The 11,245-nt window shown below is 37.2% G+C and carries 13 protein-coding genes; 1 reads left to right on the plus strand and 12 read right to left on the minus strand.

The genetic code is table 11. The annotated features are described in order from the left end of the window. Position 1: 1 nt before the first annotated feature. Genes deoC through yqfC form a run of 8 tightly spaced genes read right to left on the minus strand, consistent with a single transcriptional unit; the run spans position 2 to position 7,355 of the window. Entirely contained in the window at positions 2–676 is a 675-nt protein-coding gene (gene deoC, locus ACPLVE_RS08080; RefSeq protein ID WP_424611053.1) for a deoxyribose-phosphate aldolase, read from the minus strand. A 51-nt stretch (positions 677–727) separates the two neighbouring features. Beyond that, positions 728–1,624, minus strand: coding sequence for a GTPase Era (gene era, locus ACPLVE_RS08085; protein WP_424611054.1), 897 nt, complete (start codon positions 1,622–1,624; stop codon positions 728–730). Positions 1,625–1,639: 15 nt separating this feature from the next. Then, positions 1,640–2,338: a diacylglycerol kinase gene (locus ACPLVE_RS08090; RefSeq protein ID WP_424611055.1), complete on the minus strand. Its 699-nt coding sequence runs from the start codon at positions 2,336–2,338 to the stop codon at positions 1,640–1,642. Positions 2,339–2,342: 4 nt separating this feature from the next. Continuing rightward, positions 2,343–2,825 (minus strand): rRNA maturation RNase YbeY, encoded by a 483-nt coding sequence (ybeY, locus tag ACPLVE_RS08095; RefSeq protein WP_424611056.1) that lies wholly within the window; start codon positions 2,823–2,825, stop codon positions 2,343–2,345. Then, a complete protein-coding gene (locus ACPLVE_RS08100; protein WP_424611057.1) occupies positions 2,822–4,885 on the minus strand; it encodes an HD family phosphohydrolase in 2,064 nt (687 codons plus the stop codon). The genes ybeY and ACPLVE_RS08100 overlap by 4 nt, the downstream gene beginning before the upstream one ends. 4 nt (positions 4,886–4,889) lie before the next feature. Continuing rightward, positions 4,890–5,882, minus strand: coding sequence for a PhoH family protein (locus ACPLVE_RS08105; protein WP_424611058.1), 993 nt, complete (start codon positions 5,880–5,882; stop codon positions 4,890–4,892). Positions 5,883–5,889: 7 nt separating this feature from the next. Then, entirely contained in the window at positions 5,890–7,074 is a 1,185-nt protein-coding gene (yqfD, locus tag ACPLVE_RS08110) for a sporulation protein YqfD (protein ID WP_424611059.1), read from the minus strand. A gap of 11 nt (positions 7,075–7,085) precedes the next feature. After that, a complete protein-coding gene (gene yqfC, locus ACPLVE_RS08115) occupies positions 7,086–7,355 on the minus strand; it encodes a sporulation protein YqfC (RefSeq protein ID WP_424611060.1) in 270 nt (89 codons plus the stop codon). A 139-nt stretch (positions 7,356–7,494) separates the two neighbouring features. On the opposite strand from yqfC, the gene ACPLVE_RS08120 reads away from it, so the two are divergent. Beyond that, positions 7,495–8,472 (plus strand): asparaginase, encoded by a 978-nt coding sequence (locus tag ACPLVE_RS08120; protein ID WP_424611061.1) that lies wholly within the window; start codon positions 7,495–7,497, stop codon positions 8,470–8,472. A 29-nt stretch (positions 8,473–8,501) separates the two neighbouring features. On the opposite strand, the gene ACPLVE_RS08125 is transcribed toward ACPLVE_RS08120, so the two are convergent. The 4 genes from ACPLVE_RS08125 to mtaB all read right to left on the minus strand — a co-directional run bounded on the left by ACPLVE_RS08125 (position 8,502) and on the right by mtaB (position 10,947). Next, the gene (locus ACPLVE_RS08125) at positions 8,502–8,948 is read right to left on the minus strand and encodes a GatB/YqeY domain-containing protein (RefSeq protein WP_424611062.1); all 447 of its coding nucleotides are present in this window, start codon (positions 8,946–8,948) and stop codon (positions 8,502–8,504) included. Between the two features lie 12 nt (positions 8,949–8,960). After that, a complete protein-coding gene (rpsU, locus tag ACPLVE_RS08130) occupies positions 8,961–9,143 on the minus strand; it encodes a 30S ribosomal protein S21 (protein WP_424611063.1) in 183 nt (60 codons plus the stop codon). 111 nt (positions 9,144–9,254) lie between these two features. Next, entirely contained in the window at positions 9,255–9,599 is a 345-nt protein-coding gene (locus ACPLVE_RS08135) for a histidine triad nucleotide-binding protein (RefSeq protein WP_424611064.1), read from the minus strand. 34 nt (positions 9,600–9,633) lie between these two features. Further along, the gene (gene mtaB / locus ACPLVE_RS08140; RefSeq protein ID WP_424611065.1) at positions 9,634–10,947 is read right to left on the minus strand and encodes a tRNA (N(6)-L-threonylcarbamoyladenosine(37)-C(2))-methylthiotransferase MtaB; all 1,314 of its coding nucleotides are present in this window, start codon (positions 10,945–10,947) and stop codon (positions 9,634–9,636) included. Positions 10,948–11,245: the final 298 nt, after the last annotated feature.

Below are 11,245 nucleotides of genomic sequence, written 5' to 3' on the forward strand. Positions count from 1 at the left end.
ATCAACCTAAACCTTGTTTTTTCCACTCCTCTACTATTTTAACACCTGCACTGGCTCCAATCCTATTAGCTCCTGCTTCTATCATGGCTTTTGCATCTTCATAGCTTTTTATCCCGCCGGAAGCCTTTACTCCAAAATTTTCACCCACGGTCTTTCTCATAAGCCTTACATCTTCTACCGTAGCGCCTCCTGTACCAAAGCCTGTGGAAGTCTTCACAAAATCAGCTCCTGCCTCTTTTGCAAACTCACAAGCCTTTATTTTTTCTTCATCAGTCAGATAACAGGTTTCCAGTATTACTTTTACCGCTATATCTTTATCATAAGACTTGGCGGCTTTTACCACTTCTTCTATTTCTTTTTTTACATATTCATACTTTCCGCTTTTCAGCATGCTTATGTTAAGCACCATATCTATCTCTTTAGCACCTTTCTTAACTGCCTCTATTGCTTCATACACCTTTGTCTCAACTGTATTTGCTCCCAAAGGAAAGCCTATGACCGTACACACTTTTACGTCTGTATCCTTCAACATCTTATAGGCTAAATCTACAAAACAAGGGTTTATGCACACAGAAGCAAATCCATATTCTTTGGCTTCCTCACATACTTTTTTTATCTCTTCTTCTGTGGCATTCGGCTTTAAAAGTGTGTGATCTATCATTTTTGCTATATTCATAAAACTTCCTCCTTCCAACATCCTTCTCCTATACTTTACTACTTAAAAAGATTACTTGTCAATTACATATCCCAACTTCCTTAAAAGTTTTTCATTGTCTCTCCATCCTTTTCTAACCTTAACCCACAATTGTAAAAACACCTTTTTCCCATAAAATTCTTCCAGATCCTGCCTTGCAGCTTGTCCTATTTTTTTTAACATCTGTCCATTTTTACCTATGATTATACCTTTATGGGATTCTTTTTCACAGTAAATATAAGCCTCAATGTCTACTATTTCCTTATCCTCTCTTTCTCTTATTGACTCCACTTCCACATACACGCCGTGAGGAACCTCTTCTTCGAGAAAATAAAGCATTTTTTCTCGTATTATTTCTGCTACCATGATTTTTTCTGGTTGATCTGTTATATAGTCTTCAAGATAGTAGCGAGGACCCTCTGGCAAAAAAGAAAGTATCTTTTCTTTTAAAATTTCCAAGTTTGTTCCTAAAGAAGCAGAAATAGTTACCACATCTTTAAAATCGTACTCGCTTTTAAATAGCTTTATGGTTTCTTCTACCCTCTCTGCAGACACTAAATCAATCTTATTCACTACTAAGATAACCGGAGTACTGACTTCTTTCAAGTTATCTAAAATATACCTATCCCCTGGACCAATGGACGTATCTGGTTCTACCATGTATAAAATTAAATCGACATCTTTTAGGGTTCTATTAGCCGTTTCAATCATAAATTCACTTAACTTTGACTTCGGCTTGTGTATCCCTGGTGTATCAACAAAAATCATCTGATAGTCCTCCGTAGTCAATATTCCTCGTATCGTGTTTCGAGTGGTCTGAGGTTTTGGGGAAGTAATAGCAACTTTTTCTTTTAAAAGCGCGTTCAAGAGTGTAGACTTTCCAACGTTTGTTCTTCCGATTAAAGCTATAAAACCAGACCTATATCCCATTTTTTCACCTTCCCTTTATCTTATGATTTGAAAAACAAGCACCGTCAATAAAATTCCCAAAAGTGCCCCTACAAATACTTGCCAAAAAGTATGAATTTTACCCTCAATCCTGCTCTCTGCCACCATAAGAGCAAGTAAAAAACTGAGAGTAGCCACAAAAGCATTAGCCGTCATAAAAGTTATGGCAGTGGCCACCGAAAAAGCGATTGCGCTGTGAGCGCTTGGCATACCTCCTCTCATGGGAGTCCCCTTTTTAAAATACACCTTCATCATCAATGTCAGAAAAATTACGATCAAAATACTTATTACCGTGCTATGAATAGGAGATTCTCTGATTTTCGTCAGTACTATCTTGGTCCAAGGATTTACTCTATCAAAAAATACAAGGTACGCCACTAATATGGCATTTACAGAAGCTATTAAAACGCCTCCAGCTGCTACATCTTTTGCAATCTTTGCCATAGGATTGTAGTTTTTTAGAAATATATCTATGGTAGTTTCAATAGCAGTATTTATCATTTCTGTAATTAAGACTAAAGAAATTGCAAAAAGTATTGCTACAAACTCCAGTCTGGTAAGGTCCATGAATAGCGAAAAAAACAACACAGCTATCGCTATCCCAAAATGTATCTTCATATTGCGCTGAGTCTTAAAAGCGTGTAGAATTCCCTCTATGGCATAATTAAAACTATCAATCAGATTTCTTGACCTCACGAAATCACCGCCTAAGGCCTAACTTTTCCATTATTCTTTCCTCTTTTTCTCTCATCACCTTTTTCTCTTCTTCTTTTTCGTGGTCATAGCCCAAAAGGTGCAACATGCTATGGACAGTCAAATAAGCTACTTCTCTCTCAAAGGAGTGCCCATATTCCTCTGCCTGCTCCTTGGCTTTCTCCAAGGAAATGACTATGTCACCTATAGGGTACGCTCCTTTCCACTCCTCTTCACTTTCCTCCCCGTTTTCCTCTTCAACCTCTTCAAATTCCATTAAAGGAAAGGATAGAACATCTGTAGGGCTATCAATGCCCCTGTAGTATTTATTAAGCTTTTTAATTTCTTCATTATCTACAAAAGAGACACTGACTTCTACTTCATCAATGACTTCTTCTTCCTCTAAAGTAACCTTTATTGCCTTCTCAACTACCGGTAAAAGCCCTGTAATATCCACTTTCGTTTGCCTGTTGTCAATCAGTATGTTCATTCTAACACCTCTTTACTTTGATTAGTCTCTATTTCAGGATACTCAATTCTTTTGTGAAACATACCTGCAAGCGAATTTAAAAAGGAAATCTTAATTGTCTCTATATCTTTTAAGGTGAGGTCACTATCTGAAAGTTGCCCATCATTTAATCTGTCTGCTACAATCTTTTCTATCATGTTTCTCACATTTTCCTCTGTCGGCTCAGATAAAGACCTTACAGCAGCCTCAACAGAATCAGCTAGCATTAAAATAGCTGACTCTTTGGTGGAAGGCTTTGGCCCTGGATACCGAAAGGACTCCTCTTCACAGACTCCCTCTTCTTTTTGGAGGGCCTTGTTGTAGAAAAACTTTACAAGAGTAGTACCGTGATGTTCCTTTATCATATCTATTATTTGCTGTGGAAGCTTGTACTTTTTGGCAAGTTCCACTCCATCCTTGACATGAGAAATTATGACAAGTGTGCTTAAATCAGGCGAAATTTTGTCATGAAGGTTTTCCTCTGACAGCTGATTCTCTTTGAAAAAGTAAGGCCTCTTTATCTTCCCTATATCGTGATAGTAAGCTCCCACTCTTACAAGAAGGCTGTTTGCCCCAATAGCATCAGAAGCTGCCTCTGCTAGATTTGCTACTATCATACTGTGATGGTAAGTGCCGGGAGCGTCCATCATCAACTTTTTAAGAAGCGGATTGTTAGGATTTGAAAGTTCCAAAAGTTTTAAAGGAGTCAGAATGTCAAAAGCCGCTTCCCAAAATGGCAAAGTTCCAATCACCAATATTATGCTAAATACTCCATTCACTATACCCCATAAACCGCTTTTTAAAACAGATACTATGTCATTAACATTCAAAAGACCTATCCCAACTATGCTGACCAGATTAACTGCGCTGACATAAAGCCCCGCCTTTACAAAATCCATTCTCTGTTTAGCAGTCGCAAGTTTAATAGCTCCAATCAACCCTCCTAATAAAGCCATGAAAATAAAGGCTTGATTAAAACTCACCATCAAACCAACTAAAAGAGAGTATATTATACCTACCATTATAGCAATGTAAGGATCTATTAGTATAGAAACAAGCATCGGAGGCATGGAGGCAGGTATTAAAAGAGGCTCTATCCCTTTGAAGGCAACAGCCAATACAAGGTATAAAATACCAATAAGACACAAAAGTTCAATGTACATTTTCTTTGTAGTTATTTTTTTGTCAAGCCTCACTATATAGTACACCGAAATAAATAATGAGAGGGAAAGAATCAAAAAAAGCCCTACTATAAGCCCATAATCCACCCTGTCGCTTCCTTTTAAAAGCCCCAAAGACCTTAAAACTTCTATTTGTTCTGGAGTAACTATTTCCCCACTCACCACTATATTTTGCCCTTTTTTGTACATCACTGGCTGGACTTTTTCTTCTGCCTCTTTCTTAGCAAGTTCTGTCTCATAAGCATTATAAATCATGTTAGGAACTATGACAGAAGAAAGAATTTCGATTGCCACAGGTTTCGCATCAGCTGGAATCTCAGAACTTTCTACAACGCTTTTCGCATCATTTAATGCACTTTGCAAGGCATCTTCTGTAATCTGCCTCGCCATGATCGCCTTTTCTGCAGAAAGTATAACAGTTTCCATCTTGACAAGGGTACTGTCATCTACTTTTAACAAAAAGGCTACGTCTTTGTCCTCTAATGTTATAGGACTTATATTCTTAAAATCCTTAAGCTTTTGTTCTTCATTTTCTGTAGATTTTCTCACTTCTCGCAGTTTGTTAAAAAAATCTACCAGTTTCAAGTAGGATTCTTTGGCTATATTTTCATTGTAATCGTATTTTGGATTAACAGCATTTACAGCTTCTCTAATCTTCTTTTGCGTTGCAATAGTATCTATGACATCTTTAGGAGCTTTTATATCTTGCTGCGCCACATCTCCTGCTTTTAAATCAAACTTCGGTGGAGTGACGCTGGCATATATTAGCATGTAGCTTGAAATAAAATAAAAAATGACAAAAAAAATGATTATGAGCGGGTCTTTATTCAAAAAACTTCTCAGTTTGTCCCATTTATCCATAAAATTATTCCCCTCGCTCTTTTTCTAGATCGCTCTCTTCTCTCCTTTTTTCATACTCCTCATAGGCTTTTATTATCTTTGCAACGAGTGGATGCCTTATAACATCTTGTTCTGAAAGCATCACGAATTCTATTCCCTCGATTCCCTTTAATATCTCCATAACTTCCTTAAGGCCAGACTTTTTACCCTTAGGAAGGTCAATCTGGGTAACATCTCCTGTTATAACTGCTTTAGACCCAAATCCAATCCTGGTTAAAAACATCTTCATCTGCTCAGGAGTGGTATTCTGAGCCTCATCAAGTATTATAAAAGAATCGTCCAGCGTTCTCCCTCTCATGTAAGCTAAAGGAGCAACTTCAATCAAGCCCTTCTCCATATATTTTTGGAATACATCTGCTCCTAATATATCATAAAGAGCATCATACAAAGGTCTCAAATAAGGGTCAACCTTTTCTTGCAGGTCTCCCGGCAAAAATCCCAGCTTTTCTCCTGCTTCTACTGCGGGTCTCGTAAGAATTATACGGCCTACTTCTTTGTTTTTAAGAGCCGTGATTGCCATAGCCATCGCCAGATAAGTTTTCCCTGTCCCTGCAGGACCTATCCCAAAAACTATCTGATTATTCCTAATTGCTTCAACATATTTCAATTGTCCGTAAGTTTTACACCTTATCTGCTTTCCTCTTGCAGTTATACATACTATATCCGACATTATTTCTTTTAATTTTTCTTCTTCACCTTCATCTATCAAACTAAGAGTGTAAAGTACATTTTGAGTCGTAATAACGTCCCCCCTCCTTACCATGTCCATGAGCTTTGCAAAGAGTTTATTTGCTGAATCCACGTTCTTCTCTTCTCCTGTTATCCTTATTGTACCGCCTCTCACTACTATTTTAACATCCAACCCTTTTTCTATAAGCTTTATATTCTCATCAAAACTCCCAAATAAATTAACTATATCTTCCATATTGTCAATGTTAATAGCAAGTTCTTTAATCAACCTTCTTTCATTCCCCTCCTGTATGAGAAATTTTTTCTTTCAAACCTATATTCTCTAAAACCTCTGCTATTACGGTCACTTTAATTATCCTATTGCCGATGGTTTCATAGTGTTCCTTTTCGGATACGATTTTGCCATTTTCACCTATCACCTTTTTAATCTCTTCTATCGCTTTTTTCTTGGCATTCTCTTTTGCCACTTCCAACGGCACATCCTTCACTTCCGGTTTTACCTCATAGTAAACTTCCCTCAATACCTTAAAAGGAAATCCAGAAGGAATTAATTCCTTTTCTTCTTTTTCAAAATTTTCAAAGTCTATTTTCCTCGGAGTAAAGGTTATTGTATTCATCCCTATAAAAATCTTAGTAGTTGCTACTTTGCGACCTGTCTTCATCAACTCAGTTTTTTTTAATTCTTCTTCAACAGAAACCTCATACCATGTCCTTGCCAGCACTTCTCCTTCTGCGTGTACAAACATAGTCTCAAGACCAGGTTTTTCGATTATACCACTTACTAATATCTCCCCCATTTTTACTGTATCCCCTGGTTTTTTTACGGCTTCGCCCTCTAAAACCGTCATTTTATAAATTATACCATCCCTTTTAGCTATTATATTGCAGGGTTCTTCTTTTGACAATACTTTTTGAGGTTTTGTCTTACCTACTACTTTTACATATGCTCTCGTTCCATTTATATTTATACCTATCCAAGAAACCTCTTCATTATTCAGCAAAAACTCCTTTTCCAGTTTATTTATATCTATCTTAAACTTTGAAACTCCAGGCTTCAAACCCAGTTCTGACAACTTCTTAGCAACTTCTTCTTCTCTGAGTCCATTTACTGTTTTTATATCAACTTCCCATATAAAAGTAGAAAAAATGTATATGATTAAAAAAGAGAAAACAAAACCTATGATAATACCCTTTCTCCTCTTTAACCTAAAAGCCAAAAACGGAAGTCCATTCTTTGAAACTATCGATACACGACACCCTGTCTTTTTAGCGTATTTGATGACTTCTTTAAATGCTCTCCTGCTCACTTTCGCTGTAAGAGTAGCATAACCTACTCTTTCAATATCCCATATATAAACTTCATTCACCATCACAAGGTTTAGAAATTTTTCAATTGCCAGTCCTTCAACTTTTATAATAACATATCCTCTTAAAAAATTCCATAATTTTATTGAAAACAAGCCTATCCCCCTCAAACTACTATTTCGACGCTTTTTATCTCACCTGTTATTGTTATGACCTCCGTCATTATAGAATTTATAACCATATTTTCTCCAACTATCCTTATAATTCCTACTGTAGAGTTGATTCTAACTCTCTCAGGGAGGTATTCCACGATTCCCCTGTGATTTTCGACAGTTAAATGGGACTTACCAATTATAGTAATTTTAGGAAAATTTAATAGAGCATCTTTTGGAAAGTCTATCGCTTCTATAATATTTTCTTTTAAGCTTCGTTTCATGGGAGTCCCCCCTTGTTTTAAATTTTATGTATAAGAAAAAGAAAAAATTCTCTCGCTTTTTAATACACCCAAATCCTATTTGTGTAAAATCAAAAAATATACTATAATGAATGTAGAAAAAAACTGGGGGGAATGAGCATTGGGTAAAATAGCGGTTATCTTCACTGGCGGCACTATAGCCATGAAGGAGGACCCTAAACTAAAAGGTGCTATCCCACATCTTAAAGGAAAAGACCTGCTTGAAAATCTTCCTCTTAAAGAAAACGTTTTAGAAATTGAAACTATAGAATTTGGAAACTATCCTAGTCCTCACCTTACAGTAAAACATTTAGAAGACCTCAGAGAAATTGTAGAAAAAAATCTTGAAAGAAGTGAAATTGAGGGAGTAGTAATTACTCACGGTACTGATACATTAGAAGAAACAGCTTATTTTTTAGAACTCACTACTAATTCCGAAAAGCCTGTTGTCATAACTGGCGCTATGAAAAACTCTTCTGAAACAGGGTATGACGGACCCGCAAATTTGATTGATGCTTTAACCACTGCTTCATCAAAAAAGTCTCAAAAAAGAGGAGTATTAGTAGTATTAAATGGCGAAATTCACTCTGCAAGAGATGTGACCAAAACCCACACTTCCAGCTTAGATACCTTCAAAAGTCCTGAAACAGGACCATTAGGCTATGTAGATAGTGGCAATGTATATTTTTATAGAAATATAGAGAAAAGGCAATACATACCATCAAAAAAGTTAGAACCCCGAGTTAGCCTTTTAAAAGTAGTATTCGGAATGGACGATAAATTAATAAAATTTCTAGCTGAAAATGGAGAAAAGGGAATCGTTATAGAAGGAACAGGTCGAGGAAACGTCCCTCCAAAAGTAGCTAAAGGAATAGAATATGCTATATCAAAAGGCATAGCAGTGGTTTTGGTCTCAAGATGTCCAATGGGAAGGGTGTATCCCTCCTATGCATATGAAGGAGGCGGTGCCCATCTCAAATCTTTAGGCGTAATCTTCGGCGGAAACTTATCCGGGCAAAAAGCCAGAGTAAAACTTATGGTGGCTTTGGCTTATACTTCTGACCTTTCGAAAATCAAAGACTTTTTTGAAGAAGATTAAAACAAAAAAGGAGAGGGTACCTCTCCTTTTTAGCCTTCTAGATGCTTTGTCACTATTTCCCTCACTAAATTTCCATCCGCTCTTCCTTTTACCAATGGCATTACCTTCCCCATCACTTTGCCAAAGTCGCTTTTCCCTTTTGCCCCAACCTCTTCAATTACTTTCTTTACGATTTCTTCAATTTCTTCTTTGGAAAGCTGCTCTGGCAAATAAGACTCCATGATTTCTATTTCTTTCTTTACCTTGTCCACTAAGTCTTGCCTTCCACTTCTCTCGTATTCCGGCAAAACTTCTTTTCTTTGTTTTATCTCTCTTGAAATTACACTAATGACCCCTTCATCATCCAACTCTTTTTGCGTATCCTTCTCCACTTGAAGTATGGAAGCTCTAACCATGCTGAGGATGTTCTTCTTAAAAGCATCCCTGCTCTTCATAGCTTCTATCATATCTTTGTATATGCGATCTTTAAGGGTCATTACATCACATCCTTATCTTCCCTTATATTTTCTTTTTTTAGCTGCTTCGGCTTTTTTCTTGCGTTTAACGCTGGGGCTCTCGTAGTGTTCTCTTTTGCGAAGCTCTGAAAGGACTCCAGACCTTGAAATTTGACGTCTGAACCTTTTTAAAGCACTGTCTAATGATTCATTTTCGCCGACTCTTACTTCAGCCACTACTCTCCCTCCCTCCAACTAAACTGCCTGAGGTATGCTGCAAATAGTGCTGTATCCAGGGTAGTAAAATTCTCACTTTATTATACTCCTAAATCCACAAAGTGTCAATAATCACCCTGGAGGCCAAGTCATAAACCTTCCACCTAGGAGGTGAAAGTGTAGATGATATACTGTTTGTCCCCCATCCCTGCCACAGTTTGTCACAATCCTATATCCCTTTTCAGCAATTCCTTCATTTTCAGCTATCTTTTTCGCTACCATATAAGCATGAGATATAATATGCTTTCTATCATCATCAATGTCTAAAAGAGTTGGTATGTGTTCTTTTGGCACAATCAAGATATGAACAGGAGCTTGAGGGTTTATATCTCGAAAAGCCACCACCAGATCGTCTTCATACACTATATTAGAAGGTATTTCTTTATTCACTATCTTGCAAAAAATGCACTCTGTCACCTTTTTCACCTCCTCTTTTTATATTCGACACGTCTTAATAAATTCCTTCAATTTCACCTATCAATAAATTATTTTTTATTTCTTTTATTTTAACAGGGAAAATATGGTTTCTTAAAATCTCTAATCTCCCTTTTACTGCCACAGGAAGATAATTGTCAGTGAGTCCTTCTACATATTCTTCCATTCCTTTTACCTTTTGTTCAAACAATACTTCCACCGTTTTATTTAAAAATCTTTCCATAAATTTCCTTTCGCAAATTTCAGAAAGCTGCAAAAATTTCTTGCTCCTTTCTTCTTTGACCTTATTGGGTACCTGATTGGGAAAATTATACGCTCTTGTACCTTTCCTTCGAGAATATTTAAACACATGCATTTTAGCAAAGCACATCTCTTCGGCAAACTTATAACTCTTTTCAAACTCTTCATCTGTTTCTCCAGGGAACCCTACCATTATATCTGTAGTTATCGCAACATCAGGAATGTACTTCCTCAACCTCTCTACTACTTCCCTATAATCAGAAGTAGTATATTTCCTGCCCATTCTCTTTAAAGTCTCGTCACATCCGCTCTGAAGAGACACGTGATAATGCCGGCACATTTTAGGGAGACTAGCTAATTCCCTCACTACATCCTCTGTCAAGAAAGTGGGCTCGATGGAGCTTATTCTAATTCTTTCTATACCCTCAACCTGATGCACCATTTTTATCAAATCCAAAAGCCCCATGTTTCCCAGATCCTTTCCATAAGAAGCAATATGTATACCCGTAAGAACTATTTCTTTATATCCATGGTCTGCGTACTTTTTTACCTCTTTCATCACGTCTTCTGGCTTCCTACTTCTAACCGGTCCCCTAGCATACGGAATGATACAATAGGTACAGTATTGATTGCAACCATCCTCCACCTTTATGTAAGCCCTTGTCCTTTCTGTATATCCAGTAATCCCAAACTCCTCGTAAACCCTCTGTTTCATTATATTTCCTACTAGCTTAATTTTTTTTCGCTCTCTTTCAAATTCCTCCACCAAATCAACTATCTTATCTTTATCCTTTGTACCTACTACTATATCTACTTCAGGCATTGAAAAAACTTCATCAGGGCTTACCTGGACATAGCATCCCACTGCCACTATCGTAGCCTTCGGATTTTTATTTTTAGCTTTTCTTATCACCTGCCGTGACTTCATATCGCTTCTCGAGGTAACAGTGCAAGTATTTATCACATATACATCCGCCACTTCATCAAAATCCACAACTTCATATCCAGCTTTCTTGAAAAGCTCTGCCATAACCTCCGTCTCATATTGATTCACTTTACATCCAAGGGTATAAAATGCAACCTTTGCCACTTTCCAATACTCCTCCTTATAAAGCCTTTTTATATTATACCACACATTAATAAATCTATTGTTGATAAAATTAACAATAGAGCAGACTGTTGACAAAGTTTAAAAAGTGGCATTTTGTGTGTAAATGCGACTTGTTGCCAAAGCGATAACTAAACTTGGCGAGCTTGAGAAGCGAAGGCGTGGCGAGCGAAGCGAGCGGATTCTTAGCCCGAAGGGCGAATTGGCCGGTACCCCGCCTAAGCTCGAAAAGTGAGCCTTAGTTTAGTCGCTTTGCAACTTACAAGCATTAACACAAAAT

This window comes from Caldanaerobacter sp. (genome assembly GCF_049701115.1).
GTDB lineage: Bacteria > Bacillota > Thermoanaerobacteria > Thermoanaerobacterales > Thermoanaerobacteraceae > Thermoanaerobacter.

Bases quoted from the DNA above. Each gene is read 5' to 3' on its own strand.
- ybeY (WP_424611056.1), bottom strand. From the start codon at position 2,825: ATGAACATACTGATTGACAACAGGCAAACGAAAGTGGATATTACAGGG.
- ACPLVE_RS08125 (WP_424611062.1), bottom strand. From the start codon at position 8,948: ATGACCCTTAAAGATCGCATATACAAAGATATGATAGAAGCTATGAAG.
- deoC (WP_424611053.1), bottom strand. From the start codon at position 676: ATGAATATAGCAAAAATGATAGATCACACACTTTTAAAGCCGAATGCC.
- yqfC (WP_424611060.1), bottom strand. From the start codon at position 7,355: ATGAAACGAAGCTTAAAAGAAAATATTATAGAAGCGATAGACTTTCCA.
- ACPLVE_RS08100 (WP_424611057.1), bottom strand. From the start codon at position 4,885: ATGGATAAATGGGACAAACTGAGAAGTTTTTTGAATAAAGACCCGCTC.
- era (WP_424611054.1), bottom strand. From the start codon at position 1,624: ATGGGATATAGGTCTGGTTTTATAGCTTTAATCGGAAGAACAAACGTT.